Here is a 22,942-nt window from a genome sequence, read left to right as displayed (position 1 = left end):
GGTTGCCTTTTTCTGATACTAATTTTCCGGCGCCTTCTCCGGCGGGACCCGCTAGGCTGGGGACAGGCGCTAAAGGTGCTGTCCATATTTCATAAATACTCATACCCGGAGAACTAATGAGTGCTGCTGTCCCGAGCGACGGCGCAACGGCGCGGCTGGCTGAAAGGCTGTTGGGAATGCGCGCCAACAGGGAGGTCATTCCGCCGGATCCAAACCATTCCGTCCGATGGCACGAGCACGACTACCCCAGCCCCCTGGCGCGCTGGAACTACCATCCTGAGTATGAGATTCACCTCATCCGGAAAGGCACCGGAAAATTCATCGTAGGAGACCACATCGGCACCTTCGAGGCCGGTCATGTATCCCTCGTGGGGTCGGGGCTGCCGCACGACTGGGTCAGTGACCTGGAACCCGGCGAGGTACTGGAGAACCGGGACGCCGTCATCCAGTTCGACGGAAAGTGGGTCCAGCAGACGGCTTCCCTTGTCCCTGAACTGGCCGAGCTAAAGCCCGTGCTGGAGCAGTCCGCACGCGGCATCGAGTTTCTTGGGAGCTCAGCCAAAAAAGCGGCCGCCTCCATCGAGGCGATGGGCGCCTCAACTGGATTGGAGCGACTCCACCACCTCTTGGAGCTATTTGTGATTCTGGCACGGGCACCACAGCAGGAACGGCGCTACCTTGCCGAGGAATGGTTCAGACCGCAACTCGACGGCCAAGCAGCGGCCGTGGTCGACATCGTCCTCGAATATGTATTCAGCAATCACGCCGGCAACGTCAAGATGTCCGAGGCTGCAGGCATGGTCGGAATGACCGAACCGACATTCTCGAAATACTTCAAGCGGGCCACCGGCCAGAACTTCAGCGATCTAGTACGGAAACTCCGCTTGGCCCACGCGCGACGCCTCCTCGAGCGCGGCGACAAACCCATCTCCGAGATTTGCTACGAAACCGGGTTCTCCAACCTGTCCAATTTCAACCGGCACTTCCTCAACGACACAGGGGAAACCCCGCGGCAATACCGTCAACGCCTCCAAAGCACGTGATCGACCGGCTTGCGGAACGTTCTCCTTGGGGCGTTCTTTAGGTATTCCTCCGCGTGAGCCGGTACACCGACACATGACTGCGGGATTCCCCGGAGAATTCACTGCGGTCCCAGTCCGCCCACCTGGATTCCAGCTCAAACCCGGCAAGCCGCGCCATGAGGTCCAGCTCGCTGGGCCAGATGTATCGCTGTGGTGTCCGTCCGATCTTGGCGTCTTGGCCGTCCGATAGTTCCTGGCCGAAGCGCACGTGGTGCGAGACGACGTGCTGGTGCAGCAGGTCGTAGGTATCGATCAGGAGATACCCGGGGTCACTCACCTCGACTGTCCCGCGGTGCCCGGGTGGCAGCGAACGCAGTTGTGGCACCCAGAGTTCAATGACGAAGCGCCCTCCAGGTGCAAGATGGCGGGCAGCGTTCTGGAAACACCGGACCTGTTCGTCCTGTGTCAGGAGGTTGGCGATGGTGTTGAACACCAGGAATGCAAGCGAGAAGTTATCACCCGCCGCTGCCTCGGTCATGTTGCCCTGAATGACAGGAATGCAGTCTTCTCCGACCTTCTCACGGAGACGGGAGATCATCGCGTGAGACAGTTCGATACCGCTGACCTGGACCCCTGCCTCTGAAAGGGGGATGGCGACACGGCCCGTGCCGATGGCAAACTCAACGGCCGGCCCGTCGCCCGCGAGCTTTGATAAGACCTCAACCGTGGGGGCCAGTACCTCCGGGGAGAACATGCCTTCTCCCTTTGTCATACTGTTTCGCGGCGGCGTCGTCCCAGAGCTGTTGCTGGTTGATCATCCCGCCACTATTGCACTCGACTGCGCAGATTATCTACCGGCCAACGTCAAGGTCCGGCCCAAGCGCCTGCCAGCCAGCTAGTCATCGCTCCGTGGTTCTATGCATGTGATCGGCGAGAAATTCGGCGTCCGCGCCAACGCCTGAGAGCAGACCTGACTTGAAGGTGTGCATCCAGTGCAGCCCGAGGAAGTACAGGCCCGGGATTGGAGTGACACCATGCTGCTGGAGGGGCCGGCCTCGATCGTCGAACACCGGAATTCTGACCCAGTCAAAGTCGTGGGCGTAGCCGGTCGCCCAGATGATCGTGTTGATGCCTCCCTTGGTGAGACCCAGCGAATGGACCTCTTCCACGGTGATGAGAGGGAGCGGCTCCTGCGGCTCGTCCTGCGCGAGATCCTCCTTGATCCCCTTGCTAACGAATTGACGCGCGGCCGACAAGAAGTCGACGTAGGCCCTGTCGGCCTCGTCAAGGACCTGATTAGCGTTGTCTTGGACAGCGAGGTTCCGGCCATCCGCGCCGATGATTCTGCCAATCACCTTGACGCCGTCAAGGGCGAGTTGCCGAGCATTGACGTCGTGTCCGCCGTTAACGCCGGTTACAACGGTAGAAGGTGGGTATTGACGAGCTGGGAAGCTCTCTATTGTCTGCGCAAAACGGCCCAGTGCCTCCAGCCACCAGTAAACATCCTTGCCTCTGAAGCGCCTCGGCGCGCGCCGGTGCCGGCTCACCGACAGGTAGACGCTGCGCCCGGCATGCAGCAGTTCTTCGGCGATCTGACAACCCGAGGCACCGCTGCCTACGACCAGCACGCCTCCTGCCGGCAGCGCCTCAGGGCAGCGGTAGGCCGTAGGGTCGATCTGCAGCACCGATGGTGGGATGTCATGAGCGAGCCGGGGGATACGTGGAAGCTGGAAAGGTCCAGTTGCGATCACGATGCGTTGCGCGTGGAGGGAACCCTAAGCCAGGGACACCTGAAAGCCCTCGCCCGTGGGGTGTTCAGCAAGGGCGAGGACTTCGGTGTGCTCACTCACAGGGGCCCCTGGGCTCGCGGCATAGTCTTCCAGCAGACGAAGGATCTCGCTGTAGTGTGCGAACCCGTCGGGATCGTTTCCCCGGTATGTGTAGCCCGGCAGTTGGAGTGACCAGTTCGGGAACTGAAACCGCAAGGAATCCCATCTTTCGGTGCGCCACCGTTCACCGATTCGCCGACGCTCCAAAACGACGTGCTCCCGCCCGCGCTGCTGCAACACGTTGCTCATCGCGAGCCCGGCCTGGCCGCCCCCGATAACAACGACGTCGTGCTGCTCCTGCATGCTCAGCTCCGATGAAGAGGTGACAAGTCGAGCGTAGCAGCGGCAGTATGCAGGTGTGGAGAGGGGCTATCGCGCGAGTGGATCCCCATCTGCTGAGGGGACGCTTAGCGACGGGTAGCGCCGTGACGGCGCCGGAACACCCATGGGGAATCGCAACTCTGACAGCGAAAGGAGGCACCTGCGAGCTACTCCTCTGCGATGCCCCGGAGGACGACGGCGGCGGAGCAGCCGCCGCCGTCTACGGCGGTCTCCAACTGCTCACCTTCGAACAAACTATGACCGCCTACACAACCTGCCTGCACCGACTGATGCAGCCCAGGAACTGATCGTCAACCGCAGAAAGTAACTTCTGACTCCTGGCTCGCCGGGACTGAAGATGGAGCGAATGGTTGCCTTCAGGACAAGGAATTCCGTAGCTTTACGCACTGCTGTACCCGAGATTTGGTTTGCGGCTTCGTGGATGGAGCTCAGGTCAGGTTTGGCACGGTGAGAGAGCTGTGTTTCCCCGACGACAGGAGTGCCAGGTGGATGATTCTGCGCTTGTTGATTACGTCGCCGATGAGCTCGCCGCTCTTCCCGGCGTACTGTCGGTCTCACTCGGGGGATCCAGGGTATCTGGCTCCCACGAGCCGACCAGCGACTGGGACTTTGCCCTGTACTACCGGGATCGCTTCGACCCCGGCAGCCTCAGAGCGCTGGGCTGGGAAGGAACTGTCTCTGAGATCGGCGGCTGGGGCGGCGGCGTCTTCAATGGCGGCGCGTGGCTGGAGATCGAGCCGGGAGGCCCGGCAAGGCCGGCTTCGTATCGAGCCCCTCATGTTCCATCTGGCAGGGATACCCAGCTACCCGGTCGTCGCCGAAACGGCCACGAACCGCGTCCTCCGCGGCGACCTGCCTCGTCCCGAATACCCACCGCGCCTGCAAGAAACGGCTCCGCCCGTTTGGCGTGATCGGGCGGCGATGACGCTGCACTATGCACGCGCCGCCTACGTCGGAAGCGGCAAGCTGACCGAACTGGCCGGCGCTCTGGCCACGTCCGCCATGATGACGGCCCATGCGGTCCTGACTGCCCGCGCCGAGTGGGTTACGAATGAGAAGCGGCTTCTGGAGCGGGCCGGATTGCGGGACATGGATCAGCTAGTCCGCAGCCCGCACCCCGTTCCTGCCATGCGCCGGCCAAGTCCGTCGCGAATGCTTCTCGCTCGTGGAGTTCGCCGACGTCGACGGGTTCGCCCGGATCCTGAGGACCTCGTTCTGGCGCGACACAGCGAATCGGCCCCCTCAGCGAAGCTCCTGCGCCTTGCCCGTCATCCGATCGAACACGAGCTTCAGGACGGCGTCGTGGTCGAAGCCCTCGGTGTCGAAGCGCATGTAGTGGCCCGCGAGCCATAGGCCGATCGTCACTGCTGCGCGGGCGGCAGCCTCTGCGGCGTCGCCGGTAAGCTCGTCGTGCAACTCGCGGACGTAGCCGAGGCGCGCGTAGTCGACTCGACGCAGGCGAGCCGCGACCGCCGGGTCGCGTCGCGCCCACTCGCGGATGGCGAACTCGGTTCGTACGGTGTCCTCGCGCGCCTTCACGCTCGCCAGGAGGGAGCGGAGCCGCTCCTGGGCGTTGCCCTGCGACTGCTCGACCTCGTCGATGACGGCCTGCGCGGCCTCGCGCTCCCAGACATCGAGTGCCTCGGCGAGAAGCTGGTCGCGCCCCTCGAAGTACCCGTAGAAGCCGCCCTTGGTTACGCCAAGGCGCTTCGCCAGCACTTCAATGCGCACCGCCTCAGGGCCGCCTTCCGTGAGGGCCTCAAGGGCCGCGCGGACCCATGCCTCCCGTGGCGTGCGCTTATGAGCCATCCGTTCGCCTCCCGGTCTATACGCCAGCGTACAGTGTTGCTATTATGCCATCTATACGGTTCCGTATAAGTACAGGAGGCGACCATGTCTCGACTGCCTAAGTCCGCCCACCGTGACGTCCCGTGGCGTATCCATGAGATCGCGCCCGACTTCGAGATTGAGGACGTCTGGTCCTACCGGGCGCCGGGTGCCGGGCCGGATGACTCCGGTAAGATGCTCGCGGCGATCCGCGCCGCAGGAGGCCCCGGATCCTCCTCGCGAATCAGCCGCGCGCTCTTCGCCCTGCGCTGGAGGCTCGGCAGGCTGTTCGGGTGGGACAGGGAGCGGGAAGGCCTCGGCGCTCGCGTCGGATCACTCCGCGACCGATTGCCTGAGGATCTGCGCGGCACCGCCGAGGCCGACCCGTCGGGGAGTCCCTTCAGGTCGCTCTATAGACTGCCGCGGGAGGCCGCGAGGGAGATCGCAAATGGCACAGTGCACGCCGTCATGCACCTCGGATGGGTTGAGGGCAACGACGGGTGGGAGCTGCGGATGGCTGTTCTCGTCCGCCCCAACGGATTGTTCGGGCGCCTCTACCTCGCGGCCATACTGCCGTTCCGTCTGCTCATTGTTTACCCCGCGATGACCCGTCAGTGGGAAGGGGCCTGGCGATCGCGGAGCACGGTGGTCACCGAATGACCGCCTTGCGCCGGATCGACTTCCTGGCGGCGGGGCTTGCCACCCTGCCGTACCTAGTCCTCAAGTTGTCGTGGCTCGCTGGCGCCACTATCGGGATGGAGGATGAAGCGGCGGTCGCGACGATGGGCACTCCGCGATTCGTGGTCGGCAACGCCGTCACGGCGGCCATGGAGCTCATCGCCATCGCCCTCGCCTTCGTCCTCACGCGACCATGGGGCCATCGCATCCCCGCCTGGCTCGTCGTGACCATCGGCGGCTGCGCGACCGGGCTGCTCGTCCCGATCCTGATCGGACTGCCCCTGGGCCTAATGCTGCAGCTCGTCTCGGGCGCGCCGCCGACCGCAGCCGACGACGGCGGCCTCGCGGCATGGGCGTTCGCCCTTGTGTACTCTGGGTTTTCCGTCCTCGCCGTCGCGCTGACGACCCTTCTGGCCCTCTACGCGCTGCAACGCTGGCGCGTTCTCCTCGACGAGCCTCCGTGGCGACCGTCTGGCTGGGCTGCGGTGGTCGGCGCGCTCGGACTGCTGCCCTTCGGCGCGGCCATGACGATGTGGGGCGCGGCTGGTCCGGGGGAGCTCGGGCCGCGGGGCCTCGCATCACTCGACCAACGAGTGAGTCTTCTCGTCACGGGCCTGCTCGCCCTTGCGGTCTTCGCGGCGCCGTACGTGAGGGCGCCGGCCATCGGGGCCGCGCATGCGTTGTGGGCCGTGCTCTGGACGGGATGCGCGTGCGCGGCCCTGCAGGGGCCGGCTCACCTGCTCCTCGCGGAAGGGGCGCAGATCCAGCCCGCTGTCGCACTCCTTGCCGCGCTCGCGACGCCGGGAGCCACGGCCTACGGACTGTCGATCCTCCATGCGCGGCGCCGCGCGGTGGCTCGTGTGAGCACGAGGTCGAGCCTGAAGACCAGTTTGCACCGCCGGGAAGAGCCGTCAGCAGCAAGCTACACGGTTCGAGGAGGCCGCAGGCTCAGCGGTCAAGCTCGGTGGAGAGCGATGCTTGTCAGCCATGTTTAGGGCAGACTGGTGGCGTGAGCGGAATCCGGTGGGTGCTGCACGTCGATCTCGACCAGTTCATCGCGGCGGTCGAAGTGCTCCGGCGGCCGGAGCTCGCGGGCAAGCCGATCATCGTCGGCGGTCGGGGCGACCCCACGGAACGAGCTGTGGTGTCGACCGCATCCTACGAAGCCAGGGCGTTCGGCGTGGGTTCCGGAATGCCCTTACGCATTGCGGCCCGGAAAGTCCCAGACGCTGTGATCCTGCCCGTCGATCAGGAGGCATACCTCGCAGCTTCTGAAACTGTGATGGCTACCTTGCGCGCACAGCCCGGCGCCACCGTGCAGGTGCTTGGTTGGGATGAAGCCTTTGTAGGCACTGAGACAGAGGATCCGGAAGCCTACGCCCGGCAGATGCAGGCTGCGGTCCTGGAGCGAACGCAGCTGCATTGCAGCGTGGGCATCGGCGACACCCTGGTCCGAGCCAAGGTCGCCACCGGTTTCGGCAAGCCGGCGGGCGTCTTCCGTCTCACTGCCGGGAACTGGCTCGATGTCATGGGCAGTCGGCCAACCAAGGACCTGTGGGGCGTCGGAACCAAAGTGTCGGGCCGGCTGGCCAAACTCGGCATCAATACAGTCGCCGAGCTCGCCGCGTCCAACCCACAAGACCTGGTCCCGGAGTTCGGCCCCAGGATGGGTCCTTGGTACGCGGAGCTCGGACGCGGCGACGGCGCCGGCGTTGTGGACGACACCCCGTGGGTTGCCCGCGGGCATAGCCGGGAGACCACCTTCCAGCGCGACCTGACCGAGCCTGCCCAGGTGGACGGCGCCGTGAGGGAGCTGGCAGCGCGTGTGCTTGAGGATGTTGTGGCCGAAGGACGGCCCGTGGTTGGGCTGACCCTCAAGGTTCGGTACGCGCCGTTTTTCACCAAAACGCACGCGAGGAAGATTCCCGAGACATTCGACAGGAACGAAATCCTGGCGCGGGCCTTGGACCTCGCAGCCGGAATCGAAGCGGACCGTCCGATCCGACTCCTGGGCCTGCGGGCCGAAATGGCAATGCCCGACGATGCCAGAAAGGGACATACCCCGACGCGCGGCGGTTGGTGACGGCGTCGCTGCCTTCCTTACCAGCGCGGAGGAATCGCTTGGCGGATAAAAGCTCGTAGATGTCCTGTGCGCCGGTGGCTAGCCCGGTGCCGACGTCGTACATCGCCCCGCCGCAGCGTTTGCCCCAGCATAGCCGCACACGTGCGGCGGTTTGTCGAAAATCTGAACGAAGCCAATGGCAGCCCTACCGAAATGATGGAGCCGGAGCCGCTCTGGCAGGCCGAGGAAATCCGCCAACCCGTGAGCGGCCAGTTCTATGCCCGTCGGGCCGGTGGGTAACTACCGTCCGGCAGCCAACCGGCTCCGAAGATCGAGACAACGAGGCCACCAGCCAAACCGAGTCACAACCGTACGAGCGAGTCCCCGGGTTCAATTCTTTGCTCATCAATGACGAGGCCGGCCATGTACAGGGCAACCGTCGACGCGACTAGAAGAACCAAGCCAACCACGATCAAGATGACCTGGAGAAGAATGCGCTTGCGTTTTGGAGAAACTATCGAGGTCATTTTTCCCATCAGAAATTGCAACTATTTTCACTATTGGTTAAACGCATGCGACTGTTGCACGCGTTGCCGATCTGGTTGGAGAACCCATAGTAGAGATTGTTGACCGCTGTCGCGTTGTTTCCATTCGCACGGCCCCACGCCGTGTGCGTGACCTGACGCGTACCGTTCACCGGCCAGGACCCTGCACGCCTACTTCAGGCGGAAAGCCCACCGCTCAAAGAGAGATACGAAAGGGGGAACCTTGTACGGGACAGCCGCCAGTGGCCGGTATGTGATCGCTAGCCGGGCGTTCCGTCGCGCTCGCTTCTTAGGCCGAGGAGTTGGAGTTGCCGTGCGTGCACGCCGGCCACCCAGTCCCAGCCGGGCATGTCCGACGGGCCGACCCGCGGGTCGCTGGGAACATGGGCGTCACGCAAGGCGTGCATGTACGCCCGATCCTGGTTGATCCGTGCGCGTACCTGATTAGATCCGCCGATGGACCCGTGGCCGGGGACGAGGACGTCGACGTCGCCCGCCACGCCCTCGAGCAGCCGCAGCGCGGCGAGGTAGTCCTCGATCGGGTCAGCGGTGTCGTTCAAGTCGAGCATCGGAATCAAGACATCAGAAAGCATGTCGCCGGCGACGAGAACCCCGCGTTCCTCAATCAACAGCGCCGCATGACCCGGGGCATGCGCTTGATGCTCGACAATCCGGACAAGAGGGCCGTCCCACGGAATCTGCGCCGTCTCGGCGGGCAAGCCGGAAATGAGGCCGAGCAGGTCCAGCGGTACCTGCTCGGGGATGCCGAGCCGACGTGAATCGAGCCCGCCGGACAGTCGATCTCGGGCGGTGGCCGCGCAGCGCGCAGTGCCGTAACGGGGCGCCGCGCCGAGCCCGGCGTGCCAGAGCAAGTGATCCCAATGAGGATGCGTCGAGAAACCTGCCACAACGGTCTGGCCCGAATCGGACAGGTCGTTCGCGAGGCAGGCCATTTCGTCGCCGTGCACTCCCGGGTCGATGAGCAACACGCCAGCCCGGCCTTGCACGACAACGGCGTTACTCTGGCAGAACTCGCTCTCGTGGATCAGCACACCCTCCGCGACCTGCCTCAGCACGGGGCTCCCTCCGTTGTGGTTTGCAACCGCTTGTCGAGACTGTAGTACCTGGCGGGGGTGCATCGCTAGCAGTATGGGCGAAGAGTGGGAGCCGCGGTCGGGGGGCCGATCGGCGCCGGCATCGAGATGTTCGGTGATCGCCTGGAGCGTGTTCGTCCTCCGCGACATCGTCTTTTTTCGGGGACCGTCGCTAGTTCCGAGAGCTGCGGTCCGGCTCAGAGGAGGCGATCGCTTCAAATATCCTTGCCGACCGGCTCAGGCGACACGTCGCGATGGGATTGCTCACCCGGGAAGACGCGCGAGCCGGCGCACCTGCTTCGCCCAGTTCGGCAATGTTTTAAGATCGATGTCAAGGTCATTTCCACGCAGCCGTATCTGGCAGGCGTCTCCCGGCGAACGGATCACTGCCCAGAGCTGTGGGATCGTCCCCGAGATTGCAGTGGAATCCAGTGCAGTACCTCATCGAGATCAGCGCCAGCGAGTTCCCATTCTTCCCTTGCGCCGCCGCTGTCGGCCCAGAAGCAGACGCGGTATGTCGGGTCATCCACTTGTGTGGTCTGATCTCTCGCGGGTCTATCAATCGAGTTTGCATGCGCTGACCACACCGAGCGTCTGAGTTTGCCGCACGGGTGAAGGAACCCCTCACGGCACGCCCAGCGTGGCACGCAGCCTTGGGGAACGTCGCTACGGAGCGCTGCGGCTCACCACGTTTGCAAGAATGGGCGCATGGCAGAGTCGAAAGTTCTGGGTCCAAGTTCACCGCTGAGGAGCGGGCCGCGATGAAGCAGCGCGCCAAGGAGCTAAAGCAGCAGCAGGGCGCAGCCGAGGCCCTACAGTCGGTTCTCGACAAGATCGCCGCGCTTGACGAGCCGGACAAGACGAACGCGGAGCGCATCCATGCGATCGTCACGGAGGCCGCACCGTCGCTGAGCCCCAAGCTTTTCTACGGCAGCCCCGGTTACGCGGATGCGCAGGGCAATATCATCCTCTTTTATCAGGAGCGAGCGAAGTTCAAGGCGCGGTATGGCAATCTCGCCTTCTTCGGGCCCGCACAACTGGACGATGGCACCATGTGGCCCACCGGATTCGCGATCACGGAAATTTCACCCTCCGACGAGAAGGTGATCGCAGCGCTGGTACGGAAGGCCACCGGCCACCTCTGACCCACGTCGACCTGACACCGGTCGGGGGCCGCCTCACGTGGGGTGCCCCCGGCAAATGAGGAGACTGAGAAAGTGTCCGCAAGCCGGTCCATTGGCGAACCCTCACTGGGACAGTTACGGCCCCTTTGGGCCAAGAATGATCGGTGCGCTAAGTTCTTTGCCAACGACATGCCCAGTGCACAGGGAAATTGTCCCTGTATTGGGTGAGGATTGGCCCGTGACAACGCGCATCCCCGCCGTACTGGCGGAAGCCCTCGATGGCGAAGCCCGGCCGCAGAGCCCATTCCCTTGGACGAAGCAGCCCTGGCTCGACCAAATGCACGACCGTCCGGACGTTCTGTCGCTCCTCGACCGTCTTCCCGAGCGGGTGAGTCGCAGTCAACCCTCGATGCGGTCTCAGCAGAGCTGAACGTGGGCCGGGTCCTCCCCGCATTCATCGCGGCGATGGTGTGGGGTTGGCGCACCACCGCTGGCGTGCGCTGCGCACACGGTGGATACTGACGCAGACAAAGGCCAAGAGCAGCGACGCGGTCTCGGAACCCGGCCAACGAACAGACAGTGGCGCCTCGCCACTGGAGCTAATCGCTCCGCCTTGGTAGCTTTCAACGCATGGCCATCAAATTTGAGAATGTGGGTATCGCTGTTCGCGACATCGAAGCAGCAATCGCCTTTTTCACCGATCTCGGTCTTACGGTCATCGGCCGTGACACGGTCAGAGGCGAGTGGACCGATATTGCCGTTGGACTTGATGGAAACCACGCCAACATCGCGATGCTCCAGACCCCGGACGGTCATGGTCGACTTGAGCTCTTCGAATACATCCATCCCGAGGCGATCGAGTCGAACCCGACGCGTCCCAACGACATTGGCATGCACCGCGTGGCCTTCTCGGTAGACGACATCGATAAGGCCCTTGAGGTAGCTGCAAAGCACGGATGCTATCCGCTACGCGGCGTGGCGACGTACGCCGATCTCTACAAACTCACGTACCTCCGCGGTCCCAGCGGGATCCTCGTGATGCTCGCCGAGGAACTGAAGAAAGACTGACGCCCGAATCGGCCCAATCGGCCCGCATTGTTAGGCCCAGGGTCGAGAGACCGTCCGGCAAAGGAACCCTGAGCGGGACACTTCGAAGCACTGAAAGTGCTCCTTCATCGGGCGGTGACACAATGCCCGCCAAGCCAAAGAGCGCTAGACAGGAACTGGGCCCAGCGCGTACTTGTTCAGGCCTCGCATGTACTTGTTCAGGAGGCCTTTTTCCGGAAAGGTAGTAAGTGCACTTAGTAGCTCTGGAAACCGGCAAAGGAGAACACCATGCAGATCGATAAGTCCCAGATCCTCGAGTTCCTTAGGTCCAAGGGCGACAATGACAAGGCCGCACAAGCCGAAACGGAACTGCCGGACCAAGTCGATACCGACCAGCACGCGGGACTGCTGTCCAAGCTCGGCATCGACCCCACAGGCCTCCTGGGCAAGCTTCCCGGCGGATTCGGCGACAAGCTCGGGGGACTCGGGCTCTAGCCGGACCAGTAGTGGAGGTGTCATGCCGCCGAGACCACCAGACGCACTGACCACCCCGCTGATGCTGCCCACCTTTCCCTGCGGTGGCAGCACCCCCACCCAAGGCGAACACTCCGCCCGTGCCCGGGCCAAGGGGGCCGCCCTGGAAACGTATGTGATGCAGGGAATCTTACCGGCTCCGGAACACGCCCCCGCCCGGGCAGGCGGCCGGCCTGGGCAAGGGGCGTGGCAGATAACACCGCACCCGGCCTGGTGCCCGAGCGTTGCCCGGCCCCGACCAGCAGTTCCGGGTCCGACATTCGGGCCATTAGGGACGTCCCACCGCACGCTTCCGACGGTGAGGCTGCAGCAGGAGTTCTGGCCGGTCAACCTCTAAAAGGTCCAGGAGCCGCTGCCGCCAAAAAGCATCAATCGGCGGCACGCGGGCAAGGCCTGGGAGGCCTGGCCACAATTTTTGGTCAGCAGCGCTGCGCCGATTCCCAGTGCAGACCCAAGGACGACATCGGAGGGCCAGTGCGCGCCGGTGTGCACGCGGGAATATCCGACGGCCGCGGCGACGGGAATGACGGCGGCGCCCAGTCCTGGACTCACCAGGGCGACACCGGTGGCAAAAGCCGCCGCGGACGCCGAATGCCCCGACGGCAGGGAAGAACTGCCGGATTCCGGAGGCCCGAATCGCAGGAAAGACAGCTGCTCGGGTCGCGGCCGCGAAGGCGGCAGCGCCTTGAATACCGCGTTCGTGCCCGAAGCCAGAGCAAGCGCGATCAGGCCATGGGCAGCAGCCCGCCGTGGCCGGCCGTTTCGCAGGGCCATCGCCCCTGCTGCCGCAAACCAGAGCTTTCTGTAATTTGCGGCCCAAGACAACCTCTGAAACGCATCGTCGGCGGCGCCGGCGGGGAGACGACTGACACGGTCGACCAGGGCCCTGTCCAGCGGCCCAACAGTTTTCCCGGCTTCCTGGAGGGTTCCCGCCACGTGACCAGCCTACTTACGTTTCACCACGGCCCGCCTCACCGATTGACCTCGGGTCACCGGCGCAGGCGGCTAATGAGTCTGATGTCGTGTGTTGTCACACGCTCTTTCCCTGTAAGACTACGACGCGGCGCGCTTTCACGGTGTCCCAGTTCCCGGCACTAGGCGGGTTGGCTCCGGGGATGTTTCGGAGCCCCGTTGCGGAGCGTGAAGTGAGGCGACGAACTTGGCGAGTTCTTCCTGAAGTATTCTCCAGTCTTCAGGGTCCATGTCAGCCGGAAAGGCGTCGATCTCTGCCTTGCGGGCAGCAGCCAAGGCCGCCTCCCCTGCACCGGTTAACTCGACAATGAGTTGGCGCCGGTCCGAAGGGTGCCGTGTCCTTGTGAGGAGTCCTCGGTCCTGGAGCCGGGTCAGGACCTTCCCGAGCGTCTGGCTTTTCACGTCCACTATGGCGGCAAGCTGTTCCTGGTTCCGCGGGCCGGTAGCGATTCCATCGAGAGCTATGACGGCGGCCCGCGTCAGGCCAAGCGGTGCCAAGGCGTCGTCCTGGCGGCGCTGGACCAGACGGGCTGCCAGAGACAGCAGCCGGTAGCTGGCCCGGAGGTCCGGCTGAGGCTCGGTGGTCATCGGCAGCCTGTCCTCGACCCAACCGGTCTCGATGGGTTCCTTTTCGACTTCTTCATCAACGTCACTTCGTCGGTCATCCCGCTCCGCGGTTGGCATCCGCGATCGGTTCGCTCTCGCGGGACAATGCCTCCCTGACGGACATTGCTTCCCACTACGATAAACCTGCTTAGCATCGCGCTAGCAAGCACGCTTACTAATCCGAGCCCGGCCGCAGCCCCGCGGGGGGACATTGCCGGCTCGCCTCCTGAACTCGAAGCGTCGAGGGAATGAACGCTAGCCCGGTGACTCGGAAACTGCCCCGAGGACACCTCCCGAAACTCCTGGCGAGAACCGCGGCAGCAATTCCCCCAATTTGCCCTTGCGCACCAGATAGCAAGTGTGCGTACGATTCAGTTAGTAACCCTGCTTACTAATCGAACCCGGCCGTGCTGGTTCTTTCGCCAGCTGACCCCCTCCTGAAAGAGAGCAACGATGACTGAGAACCAATGGCCCGAGGCTGCACCGCCGACCACCAGTGACCAGTACCGGAGCGCCGGAACGCCGGGACTCTCCGTTGAGCCCGAGAGTTCCCAAAAGGACGTCGCCAAGGAAGAAGCGGCGAATGTGGCTGGCCAGGCCGCCGGCGCCGCGCAGAACGTGGCCGGGACGGCCAAGGCCGAGGCTGCCAACGTCGCTTCCGAGGTAAAAACCAACGCCCGGGATCTTCTTCATCAGGCAAAATCCGACCTGACAAGCCAGGCAGGCGCTCAGCAGCAGAAGGCCGCCGGAGGGATCCGCAGCATCTCCTCACAGCTGCGCACGATGGCGGAAGCACCCGACCAGCAAGGTGTCGCCTCCGACCTGATCCGCCAGGCAGCGGACCGCTCCCAGTCCGTCGCATCCTGGCTGGAGAACAGGGATCCGGGCTCGCTGCTGGACGAGGTCAAGACCTTCGCGCGTCAACGTCCCGGCACGTTCCTGCTCCTCGCAGCCGGCGCCGGCGTACTGGCCGGCCGGCTGGGCCGCAGTCTTCAGGCAGGCGCCCCGGCCGCCACTTCGGCAACCGGCACAACCGTCCCCGCGCAGCCCGTCCAGTCCCCGCTGGCGGCGGAAAGCACCCTTGCAGCGGGAACCGGTGAGCCGTTCTACGACGAAGCCACGATCAACGCTCCCGCTTACGGCGAGACCGTCTATGGGGAGCCAGCACGGCGCGGATTCGCCGCTCCTGGGTCAGCGGGCGTTCCGCTGCGCGATCCCGATGACCCGTATGTTGAAGGTGAAGGACGCCAGCTGTGAGCAGCCAGATACCGGAGACACCTCCGACAGCCGCGCATGCCAAGGCGGACACCAATTCCCTCGGGGAGCTCTTGGGTGATCTCACCCGGGATCTTTCCACGCTGATGCGTCAGGAACTGGAGCTCGCCAAGGTCGAAGCGAAACAGTCCGCAACGAGAGCCGGCAAGGGCGGCGGCATGCTCGCCGGCGCCGGCGTCGCCGGGCACTTCGTTCTCCTGTTCCTCTCCATCGCCCTCTGGTACGCCCTGGGCGGGCTGATGGGCCTGGGCTGGTCCGCCGTCGTCGTTGCCGTCATCTGGGGCATCATCGCCGCCATCCTCGCCTCGGTCGGCCGGAAGGAACTCAAGAAGATCAAGGGCATGCCCCAGACCGCCGAGACAATCCAGGAAATCCCGCCCACCCTGAAACCCAATGGAGAGAACCGATGAGTGAAAACGCCATCCGCGCCGACATCGAAGAAACCCGGGCACGCCTCGGAACCAACGTGGACGCCGTGGCCGACAAAGTGACACCGTCCAACGTCGTCCACCGCCAGACCGACAAGGTCAAGGACAAGGTCAGGGACGCCGTCTTCGGAGTGAAGGAGAAAGTCATGGGCACCGCGGGCCGCGCCACCTCCAAGGTCCACTCGACCACCGGCACTGCCGGATCCGCCATCAGCGATGCAGGCTCCGCCGTCAGCTCCACCATGCACGACGCCGGCGAAGCCATCTCCGAAGCCCCGCATAAGGCCGCGGCCAAAACCCAGGGCAACCCGCTCGCTGCCGGGCTGATCGCTTTCGGCGCCGGCCTGCTCGTCTCGTCCCTGATCCCGCCGAGCGAGAAGGAACGCGAAGCCGCGGAGAGCCTGAAGTCCGCTGCGGAGCCGGTCACGACCCAGCTGACCGAAACCGCAAAGGACATGGCCCAGGGCCTGAAGGAACCAGCCCAGGAAGCCATGGAGAACGTCAAGGAAACTGCCACCGAAGCCGCCGAAACCGTCAAGGGAGAAGGCCAAGTGGCCGTTTCCGACGTCAAGGACAGTGCGGCGGAGGCGAAGGACCACGTCCAGAACACCTGACGCTGCATCACGGGCGTGCCAGCCGAGGATTGGCCTGCCCATCATGGCCCCAGTGAGGAGGGTGGTCCCATGGCCACGAATGAAGCCCCGGAATCCAGCACAGCCAAGGCGGACACCGCGCCCGCGCCCGATGACGAACGCAAACCCGACAGCCCCACGGATGTCACCAAGCCGTCCTGGAAATACATCGCCAAGAAAACCCTTCGGGAGTTCAGCCAGGATCAATGCCCCGACCTCGCCGCGGCCCTGACCTACTACGCTGTCCTCTCCCTTTTCCCGGCGCTGCTCGCCCTGGTGTCCCTGCTCGGCATCTTTGGCCAGGCGGACAAAACGACGGCAGCACTCCTGGATATTGTGCGCGGCATTGCACCTGGTTCCACAGTGGATGTGATCCGCCAGCCCATCGAAGAACTCACCACGTCACCGGCGGCCGGCTTCACCCTGGTCATCGGCCTCGCAACGGCCCTTTGGTCCGCTTCGGGCTACGTGGGCGCGTTCGGCCGTGCCATGAACCGGGTTTATGAAATCGATGAAGGCCGCGGCTTCGTCAAGCTCCGCGGAACCATGCTCGGTGTGACGGTGCTGTCCGTGGTCATCGTTGCGCTGCTCGCGGCCATGCTGGTGATCAGCGGCCCTGTTGCCGAAGCAGTCGGAGGCGTCCTGGGACTGGGCGGGGTGTTCCTGACGGTCTGGAACATTGCCAAGTGGCCGGTCATTATCCTGCTGGTCATCGTGGTCATAGCGATCCTTTACTACGCCACCCCCAACGTCCAACAGCCCAAGTTCCGCTGGATGAGCGTCGGCTCCTTCATCGCGTTGATGATCTTCGTGCTGGCCTCGCTGGGATTTGGATTCTACGTTGCCAACTTCGGCAACTACAACAAGACCTACGGCGCGATCGGCGGCGTGATCGTCATGCTTCTGTGGCTCTGGATCCTGAACATGTCGCTGCTGTTCGGTGCGGAGCTCGACGCCGAGATGGAGCGCGGCCGGGAGTTGCAGGGGGGCATCGAGGCGGAGGAAACCCTTCAGCTGCCGCCACGCGGCACGAAGAAGAGCGACAAACTTCACGAGCAGGAAGAGGAAGACATCCAGCGCGGCCGGGAACTGCGCGAGCAGCACAGCCAGGACAAAGACAGGCCTGACGGCCGGAACCGGCGACAGTGATCACGCACGGCACCGTGGGGTCCCCCCGACCGTCCCGGCTGGACGTCCCTATCCCGTGGACGGCAGTGTGGTCCACGGCTTCGGGAAAACCGTCCGGGAAGGATGAGGAAAATGGGTGCAGCTCCCTGGCGAGGCTACACCCACTCATTTATGCAGAGTGTCGTTCACTTATCTCAGCGGCTGTCGCAGTCAGTCCTTCTTGAAGACGTCCTTGATCTTTTCACCGGCCTGCTTCAGATCCGACTTGGCCTGGTCGCCCTTACCCTCGGCCCTGAGGCTCTCATCGCCGGTCGCTTCGCCTGCGGCTTCTTTGCCCTTGCCGCTCAGCTTGTCTGCGGCGTTCTTAATCTTGTCATCCAAACCCATGGCGTTTCTCCCTACGGTTCGCGCCCCGCCGGCCTGCCGCCGGCGGCTGACTGTTCCTTCCTAGCGACCACAACCGAAAATTCTCCTGTGCCCGCCAGCCCAATAGTAAGTATGCTTATGGGATAAGTATGGAAAGGCCGGTCAGAGAGCTTCCGCCGCGGGTCCTGCCGGCCGCCCCTCTTTCACCGAGTCCAGAATGCCCTCACATCACACCCCCGGTGGTGACAACCCGCACCGGTACGGAGCAGTCACCACCGCACGGGATCCTTATACAAAGAAACCCGGTAGCCAAGTTCAACGAACCGAAACAAGATCCAAGGGAGACATCATGTTCACCAGGGAAAACATTGACGGTGTGCTCAACGCCGGCGGTAACGTCCTGACCACCGACGGGGACAAGATCGGCTCCATCGGCCAGGTCTACGCCGACGACAACAGCGGCGAACCCACCTTCGTGACGGTCAAGACCGGGCTGTTCGGCACGTCCGAATCGTTCGTCCCGCTCGAAGGCGCACGCATCGAAGGCAACGACATCCTCGTCCCGTACACCAAGGACCAAGTCAAAGACGCACCCAGGGTCGCCGAGGACGGCCACCTGGAGCCGGGCGAGGAAGACCGCCTTTACGGGCACTACGGTCTCGGCGGAGGCACCACCTACACCGACACCACCCGCGACACCGGCAGGACCGACACCGGCACCGACACGTACGCGTCCAGGGAAACGACCGGAACGATGGGGAGGGACACCTCTGCCGGCGGGACCGATGATGCGATGACCCGCTCGGAGGAACGCCTCCGGGTCGGCACCGAGAAGCAGGCCACGGGCAGGGCGCGGCTGCGCAAGTACGTCACCACCGAAAACGTCACCCAGACCGTTCCGGTGGAACGTGAGGAAGCCCGGCTCGAACGCGAACCGATCACCGAGGAAAACCGCGGCGCCGCGATGTCCGGCCCGGACCTCACCGAGGACGAACACGAGGTCACCCTGCACGAGGAACGCCCCGTCGTGGAGAAGGAAACCGTCCCGGTCGAACGGGTCCGCCTCGACAAGGACACCGTGACCGATGACGTCACCGTCCAGGAGGAAGTCCGCAAGGAAAACATCGACACCGATACCGACACTGGCGAAACCCGCAGATAGCACCCCCGACGGCGCAGGCACCGGGGCCAGGGCCTCTGCCCATGACCCCGGTGTGCCCCCAGTAGACCCCTCCCAGCGGCCATCTAGGCGCTGCAAACGTTCGGCGATCCGCCTCGCGCATTCCTGCAAAACAAGACTGTTTGTAGGGAAACATCAGCTTTTTCCGTTGACACCCACCCCATGGAGGCAACCGTGCATACATCACAAAATTCCGTCCCCACCGCTCGCGCCCACCATCTCCAAGAAAATCTCCTTACCCAGCTGGCCAAGGGCAGGGAGTGGGCAACACCCGGAATCGAAGCCGCCTTACACCGGGCACTGACCGGGATCGACAGCGGCCTCGAGGCAGCTTCTCCGCGGATTCAAGCTAGCCTGCGCACGATTGCCGACGAACTCGCCGGGGGAGTGGGGGCCGTGACTCCCCGGGTCCATGAGCGGATAACCCGGATCACAGCGAAGGCTAACTCTTCCGCGCCGGACCTGGGCGCGGAGTTGGCCCGGTCTGAAAAGCCGTCTCGGAAGCCGTGGTTGATTACCGGAATCGCGGCAGCCGCTGCGCTTTGTGGCGCCAGCCTCTGGCGCGCCCTTCGCCCAGTCGGGGAAGCCCCAGTCGAGCCTCCAATGGAACAGACACCTGAGAACGGGGCGATTGGAAACGGGGCGATCCCCAACGATCCAGCCGCCACCCAGTCCGCCATCTAAGAGAACCACATCATTATCCGCGCAGACACAGACCTGGATGATGGACGAAATGTCCCAGACAGGTTCTCCACGCGCCGCAACCCGAACACCAGGCCTTGAAGAGCAGCAAGAACACCAGTGGACTTGCTGGCGTTCTTGCGGCCGCCGGTGCCCGGCGGAGCCTATTGGCCGCCGATCACTTGGATGGTCTTGAGGACCGCGTGCAGGCGCGCCATATCAAGGCGACGATCGCCGCTGCGGCAACACCGGTGGCGGCAATCATCAGCTGTGCCCGTTGCCCGCCGTTCTTGGGTGCGTATTCTGATTCCTTGCGCGATATCTCGCTGAACCGCCCGCTTGCCAAGGCTGCAGTGTCCGATACCCGCTTTCGGGCAGCGGCAGCGGCGCTCCCGGCGCGTGCCTTCACGGCATCAGCTTTGTTCCTGGCCTGTGCCTTGAAGTCGAGCTTGGAGGCCAGGCCAGGACCCCTACGGTTTCTCCCTACTCCTCACGGGTACGCTCAATATCCTGCTGAATTTCCTCAGGCCGGGCATCCTTGGGCCGTTCCGAGGTCGGGGGTGATCAGAGTGCTCATGGGTGTCTGTGGTCGTGACTTCATTAATATCGCGCTTCACGTTCTCAACCGTCGCCTCCGGGTTCATGGAGGTCAGCAGGCGTCAGTCGACCCGCCCTGTTGCAGCCTCGGTCCTGGCGGAAGCCGGCGTTCACTCGCCGGGCCGTTCTCCGGTCCAGCGCTCGAAGAGCCGCGCGCCGCCGCGGTCCAGGACCGTCTTAACCACGGCGAAGATAGCGCCCTGGATGGCGGCGGCGATCAGGATCTCTTTTAAGGCGTAGCCGGTGGACAGGGATGACCGCCGACACCGTTAGGGTCAGCGGCGTCCCCCGAACGGTCGCCACCGTCACACTGGGCAGTGTCGCCAGCGGGTCGACCAGCCTGCGCACAGTCACTACCGCCGAAGAAATCCAAGACGTCGTCCGGGACGCGGCGTGGGAGCTTACCGGTGACCCGTCCGACGAGTTCGACGTCGAATTGCTGTTCTAGCACTACCAGGAAGGCGACTGCCAGTAGGACGAACAAAAAAATTGGCCACTTGGGGCCGTCATTCGTTTCCAATTTCTGGTGGGGCGTTTGGTTATCGACGATTACCTACCTCGCTGTGCCAGTATCGCCCGTCCTCGCTCCCAGTGCGCAAAACGGCGTCTGACTGTGGAGGTGCGGGCCACATCTGGAGGAGATAGGCATCGACCGGGTGTTCGGAAAACTCACCGGCGTGCCCCTGATCTCGTCCCTTGGCGCTGACTCGCAATCGGTAGCTGCCGTGTGGGAGGCCGCCCAGTATTCCCCAGCTCTCGCCCGCCCAGGTATTCCACCGCATTTGGGGTCCTTCGGGGAGGATGAACGATACCTCGACGACGTCCTCCCAAGAGACATCGTCGCCCGTGGGTGGCGCGCCCAATAGAACTATGCGTAGGGGCGACCCACCTGACCGGCGGGCGAGATGGATGTACACCCCATCGGGGTCGGAAGCGCCGACCAAACCATTGACCTGACCAGCGAAGAAGCGGTCGAAGTTTCCATCGAAACCACCGCTTGGACTCCACACGAGATCGAGCTGTCCGTAGTCGGTCTCGACAATTCGGTCCAACAGCACCCGCTCCACAGCATCAGGATACGGGCCGCGCTGGAACTTGCCGGTCAGTAGCAGACAACCGCCATGCCGAGGTCCTACGAAGAGATGTCCCGAAAAGGGGAACGCTGAAGGGGACGGTTTTGGCTGCCGCCATCTCCTGGGTGCATCCTGATCCGACCGTTCACGGCCCTCAGATGCAACGCTAGGTCCAGTCTTGTCACCTTCTTGGAACCTGAGACGCTCGGAACTTGCTCTGTACTGGCCAGCGTCCTTTATGTTCCAATGCGGGTAATTGAAGCAGGCACGTTCCGTGTCCATACTGCTTGAAAGGCAGGGCCTGTGATCGAATCGGCAGCTTTCGTGATCAGGGCATGGCACCATGTCGTGGATTTCGTGGTGGAGCCTTTTCCTCCGGCAGACCCTGTAGCTGCCCTGCAAGCGTCGATGCGTGGCGAGAGGCAGGACTTGTCGCTGAGGATTCCGTTGGTTTCCACCGGCGTGTATTCAGGGCCGATCGACTTGACGGTGGAGATCCTCGGTGCGAAACCGGAGGTACCCGCGTCCGGATGGGAAGACATCCACGAGGTGTCCCTGATGTTCCCCGAGGGGCGGGCCTACTTCAATGAGCCCACAGGCTGGGAGACGAAGGATATCGGCACGGTTATGGGCGATGAGAAGGGCAGCTACCGTGCCCGGCTTCATGCCACCGGCCGGGACACAGCCTTTGACGAGGTCGTGGAATCGCCGGCCGAGCGGCACCTGGTCCAGTTCTGGAAGGAACCGCCATCACCGGTGTCTGTCCTGTCCTCCGAATCAGAGCGAGGCAAAGGCCTGCCACGTTTCATCAAGATGTGGCAGGGACCGCCCACTGCCACCGCCCACGCCGAACCACGACTGATAACCCGGGATTCCCCGCCCGAGTAACGAGACCAGTTAGCCGATAGCCTGAATCGGGCGTCAATAGCGCAGCCTGCGCCAGTGCTCGCATAGGGAAAGGACCTCATCGGGGCAAACGGAACGGGTAGGTGCGGATTAGGGGACCGCCGTGTTTCCTAAAAGCCCGTTGAAATAGAGAATGACAACTGCCGCGACGAAAAGGAGTGTGATGATAGGCGGCTGCCATTTTTTCATCGAGCGTCCTCCCACGGCCTCTTACGGGATGAGAGTACTCCCAGATTGACCACAAGGAGATCCCGCAAACCGGCCCAGAGTGGTGGTCGGTTTCATTGCCAACGTCCGGTAAGGGGCGTCCGTATAGACGCTTGAAACCGTCCCAATAGCGGGGTCCCCCTTTGTGGAACGCGTTGAGCGGGACAGATTCGCTGTACTCAGTGTTGTCCCGCCTGAGGATCCCCAAACTGGACGGAAATGCCCCAAGACTGCCGGTCGTGCAAGAATCGCGGCATGGATGAGGATGAGCGGCAGACGAGGAAACAATTGATGATCCACGAGGCTCTGGTGCAGGCGATGGATCGGCGGGACGAGGTCTTCCAGGTGATTGAGGATTCAGAGGACCTGGACGAAGCAATCCGTCGCGTGGGTCAACTGTTGGGCGTGGGAGAAGTGCGCAGCCGGGCAGTCCTCGACCTGCAGGCCAGAAGATTCACCCGAGGCCAGCGTCAGGCCATCGCTTCCTATGCAGAAGAACTTAGATCAAAGTTGCCCGATGGGCGCTGAACTTGTCGCGTGCGATCCGCTTACGGTTGATCGTCCTGGTCTCGCTCCCCAGCTTTCAGCGCCATGAAGTGCATTATGAACTCCGTGGCGGCGATTAGTCCGCGTCCGGCACGACGCACGCTCGACACGACTACCCGCGCAGCACCTACGCGCCACTGCCAAGTCCCTCTCACTGTTGGGCCACGGACCATGGCAGCCCTGGCGTGCTAGACCCGCCCCCAAAGTGTCCGTTGAGGGATCCCTATCCGGACGGATCGTC

The 22,942-nt window shown here is 63.6% G+C and carries 25 protein-coding genes and 2 pseudogenes; 17 read left to right on the top strand and 10 right to left on the bottom strand.

The genetic code is table 11. From position 1 onward, the window contains the following. Nucleotides 1–116 precede the first annotated feature (116 nt). Nucleotides 117–1,043, top strand: a complete 927-nt coding sequence (locus tag J7I92_RS03050; protein ID WP_214837179.1) for an AraC family transcriptional regulator — start codon at nt 117–119, stop codon at nt 1,041–1,043. Nucleotides 1,044–1,080: 37 nt separating this feature from the next. Here the strand turns inward: J7I92_RS03050 and J7I92_RS03045 are convergent. The 3 genes and pseudogenes from J7I92_RS03045 to J7I92_RS03035 all read right to left on the bottom strand — a co-directional run bounded on the left by J7I92_RS03045 (nt 1,081) and on the right by J7I92_RS03035 (nt 3,154). Beyond that, nucleotides 1,081–1,840 (bottom strand): annotated as a pseudogene (locus J7I92_RS03045) (class I SAM-dependent DNA methyltransferase). Between the two features lie 81 nt (nt 1,841–1,921). Next, nucleotides 1,922–2,779 (bottom strand): annotated as a pseudogene (locus tag J7I92_RS03040) (FAD-dependent oxidoreductase); the annotation flags it as partial. 18 nt (nt 2,780–2,797) lie between these two features. After that, entirely contained in the window at nt 2,798–3,154 is a 357-nt protein-coding gene (locus J7I92_RS03035) for an FAD-dependent monooxygenase (protein WP_214837173.1), read from the bottom strand. A gap of 497 nt (nt 3,155–3,651) precedes the next feature. Here J7I92_RS03035 and J7I92_RS24490 point away from each other — a divergent pair, with 497 nt between their 5' ends. Further along, nucleotides 3,652–4,104 (top strand): nucleotidyltransferase domain-containing protein, encoded by a 453-nt coding sequence (locus J7I92_RS24490; RefSeq protein WP_396020345.1) that lies wholly within the window; start codon nt 3,652–3,654, stop codon nt 4,102–4,104. Nucleotides 4,105–4,435: 331 nt separating this feature from the next. Here J7I92_RS24490 and J7I92_RS03030 read toward each other — a convergent pair whose 3' ends face one another. After that, nucleotides 4,436–5,002: a TetR/AcrR family transcriptional regulator gene (locus tag J7I92_RS03030; RefSeq protein WP_214837170.1), complete on the bottom strand. Its 567-nt coding sequence runs from the start codon at nt 5,000–5,002 to the stop codon at nt 4,436–4,438. An 84-nt stretch (nt 5,003–5,086) separates the two neighbouring features. Between J7I92_RS03030 and J7I92_RS03025 the strand changes: the two genes are divergently transcribed. From J7I92_RS03025 to J7I92_RS03015, 3 genes are read left to right on the top strand one after another with little or no spacing between them, the layout of a single operon-like run. Beyond that, nucleotides 5,087–5,680, top strand: coding sequence for a DUF2867 domain-containing protein (locus J7I92_RS03025; RefSeq protein WP_251039398.1), 594 nt, complete (start codon nt 5,087–5,089; stop codon nt 5,678–5,680). Beyond that, the gene (locus J7I92_RS03020) at nt 5,677–6,693 is read left to right on the top strand and encodes a hypothetical protein (protein WP_214837168.1); all 1,017 of its coding nucleotides are present in this window, start codon (nt 5,677–5,679) and stop codon (nt 6,691–6,693) included. The genes J7I92_RS03025 and J7I92_RS03020 overlap by 4 nt, the downstream gene beginning before the upstream one ends. A 32-nt stretch (nt 6,694–6,725) precedes the next feature. Next, nucleotides 6,726–7,781 carry a DNA polymerase IV gene (locus J7I92_RS03015; RefSeq protein WP_214838125.1) on the top strand — a complete coding sequence of 352 codons (1,056 nt, stop codon included), beginning with the start codon at nt 6,726–6,728 and terminating at the stop codon, nt 7,779–7,781. A 784-nt stretch (nt 7,782–8,565) separates the two neighbouring features. Here the strand turns inward: J7I92_RS03015 and J7I92_RS03010 are convergent. After that, the gene (locus tag J7I92_RS03010; protein WP_214837165.1) at nt 8,566–9,381 is read right to left on the bottom strand and encodes an MBL fold metallo-hydrolase; all 816 of its coding nucleotides are present in this window, start codon (nt 9,379–9,381) and stop codon (nt 8,566–8,568) included. A 779-nt stretch (nt 9,382–10,160) separates the two neighbouring features. On the opposite strand from J7I92_RS03010, the gene J7I92_RS03005 reads away from it, so the two are divergent. The 3 genes from J7I92_RS03005 to J7I92_RS02995 all read left to right on the top strand — a co-directional run bounded on the left by J7I92_RS03005 (nt 10,161) and on the right by J7I92_RS02995 (nt 12,065). Beyond that, on the top strand, nt 10,161–10,544 hold the full coding sequence (locus tag J7I92_RS03005) for a DUF1801 domain-containing protein (RefSeq protein WP_251039397.1): 384 nt from the start codon (nt 10,161–10,163) through the stop codon (nt 10,542–10,544). Between the two features lie 609 nt (nt 10,545–11,153). Further along, nucleotides 11,154–11,591: a VOC family protein gene (locus tag J7I92_RS03000; RefSeq protein ID WP_214837162.1), complete on the top strand. Its 438-nt coding sequence runs from the start codon at nt 11,154–11,156 to the stop codon at nt 11,589–11,591. Between the two features lie 267 nt (nt 11,592–11,858). Next, nucleotides 11,859–12,065, top strand: a complete 207-nt coding sequence (locus tag J7I92_RS02995; protein ID WP_214837160.1) for a hypothetical protein — start codon at nt 11,859–11,861, stop codon at nt 12,063–12,065. A gap of 372 nt (nt 12,066–12,437) precedes the next feature. Here the strand turns inward: J7I92_RS02995 and J7I92_RS02990 are convergent, their stop codons facing one another. Together J7I92_RS02990 and J7I92_RS02985 are read right to left on the bottom strand one after the other, a co-directional pair. Continuing rightward, nucleotides 12,438–12,878, bottom strand: coding sequence for a phosphatase PAP2 family protein (locus J7I92_RS02990; RefSeq protein ID WP_311380057.1), 441 nt, complete (start codon nt 12,876–12,878; stop codon nt 12,438–12,440). 297 nt (nt 12,879–13,175) lie between these two features. After that, the gene (locus J7I92_RS02985; protein ID WP_251039396.1) at nt 13,176–13,760 is read right to left on the bottom strand and encodes a MarR family winged helix-turn-helix transcriptional regulator; all 585 of its coding nucleotides are present in this window, start codon (nt 13,758–13,760) and stop codon (nt 13,176–13,178) included. A 375-nt stretch (nt 13,761–14,135) separates the two neighbouring features. Here J7I92_RS02985 and J7I92_RS23700 point away from each other — a divergent pair, with 375 nt between their 5' ends. From J7I92_RS23700 to J7I92_RS02965, 4 genes are all read left to right on the top strand, one after another. Continuing rightward, nucleotides 14,136–14,939, top strand: a complete 804-nt coding sequence (locus tag J7I92_RS23700) for a hypothetical protein (RefSeq protein ID WP_251039395.1) — start codon at nt 14,136–14,138, stop codon at nt 14,937–14,939. Continuing rightward, a complete protein-coding gene (locus J7I92_RS02975) occupies nt 14,936–15,367 on the top strand; it encodes a phage holin family protein (protein WP_214837154.1) in 432 nt (143 codons plus the stop codon). Before J7I92_RS23700 ends, J7I92_RS02975 begins: the two co-directional genes overlap by 4 nt. Then, nucleotides 15,364–15,999, top strand: a complete 636-nt coding sequence (locus J7I92_RS02970; RefSeq protein ID WP_214837151.1) for a DUF3618 domain-containing protein — start codon at nt 15,364–15,366, stop codon at nt 15,997–15,999. The genes J7I92_RS02975 and J7I92_RS02970 overlap by 4 nt, the downstream gene beginning before the upstream one ends. 69 nt (nt 16,000–16,068) lie before the next feature. Further along, entirely contained in the window at nt 16,069–17,166 is a 1,098-nt protein-coding gene (locus J7I92_RS02965) for a YihY/virulence factor BrkB family protein (protein ID WP_214837148.1), read from the top strand. A gap of 189 nt (nt 17,167–17,355) precedes the next feature. On the opposite strand, the gene J7I92_RS02960 is transcribed toward J7I92_RS02965, so the two are convergent. Next, nucleotides 17,356–17,532 (bottom strand): CsbD family protein, encoded by a 177-nt coding sequence (locus J7I92_RS02960; protein ID WP_214837144.1) that lies wholly within the window; start codon nt 17,530–17,532, stop codon nt 17,356–17,358. A gap of 328 nt (nt 17,533–17,860) precedes the next feature. Between J7I92_RS02960 and J7I92_RS02955 the strand changes: the two genes are divergently transcribed. Next, the gene (locus J7I92_RS02955) at nt 17,861–18,673 is read left to right on the top strand and encodes a DUF2382 domain-containing protein (protein WP_214837141.1); all 813 of its coding nucleotides are present in this window, start codon (nt 17,861–17,863) and stop codon (nt 18,671–18,673) included. 877 nt (nt 18,674–19,550) lie between these two features. Here the strand turns inward: J7I92_RS02955 and J7I92_RS02950 are convergent. Together J7I92_RS02950 and J7I92_RS02945 are read right to left on the bottom strand one after the other, a co-directional pair. Next, the gene (locus tag J7I92_RS02950) at nt 19,551–19,781 is read right to left on the bottom strand and encodes a hypothetical protein (protein WP_214837138.1); all 231 of its coding nucleotides are present in this window, start codon (nt 19,779–19,781) and stop codon (nt 19,551–19,553) included. Between the two features lie 298 nt (nt 19,782–20,079). Next, nucleotides 20,080–20,220 carry a DUF4235 domain-containing protein gene (locus J7I92_RS02945; RefSeq protein WP_214838116.1) on the bottom strand — a complete coding sequence of 47 codons (141 nt, stop codon included), beginning with the start codon at nt 20,218–20,220 and terminating at the stop codon, nt 20,080–20,082. A 2-nt stretch (nt 20,221–20,222) separates the two neighbouring features. On the opposite strand from J7I92_RS02945, the gene J7I92_RS02940 reads away from it, so the two are divergent. The 4 genes from J7I92_RS02940 to J7I92_RS02925 all read left to right on the top strand — a co-directional run bounded on the left by J7I92_RS02940 (nt 20,223) and on the right by J7I92_RS02925 (nt 22,683). Further along, nucleotides 20,223–20,417 carry a hypothetical protein gene (locus tag J7I92_RS02940; RefSeq protein WP_214837135.1) on the top strand — a complete coding sequence of 65 codons (195 nt, stop codon included), beginning with the start codon at nt 20,223–20,225 and terminating at the stop codon, nt 20,415–20,417. 457 nt (nt 20,418–20,874) lie between these two features. Further along, nucleotides 20,875–21,078, top strand: a complete 204-nt coding sequence (locus J7I92_RS02935; RefSeq protein WP_214837133.1) for a hypothetical protein — start codon at nt 20,875–20,877, stop codon at nt 21,076–21,078. 267 nt (nt 21,079–21,345) lie between these two features. Then, complete coding sequence (locus J7I92_RS02930; protein ID WP_214837130.1) at nt 21,346–21,930, top strand: hypothetical protein; 585 nt, start codon at nt 21,346–21,348, stop codon at nt 21,928–21,930. Between the two features lie 480 nt (nt 21,931–22,410). Next, on the top strand, nt 22,411–22,683 hold the full coding sequence (locus J7I92_RS02925) for a DNA gyrase subunit A (RefSeq protein WP_214837127.1): 273 nt from the start codon (nt 22,411–22,413) through the stop codon (nt 22,681–22,683). The last annotated feature ends 259 nt before the right edge of the window (nt 22,684–22,942 follow it).

This window comes from Arthrobacter sp. ISL-72, from assembly GCF_018613755.1.
Taxonomy (GTDB): Bacteria; Actinomycetota; Actinomycetes; order Actinomycetales; family Micrococcaceae; genus Arthrobacter.
Note: the sequence above shows the minus strand (reverse complement) of the source record. Positions and strands in the feature narration are given on the sequence as shown.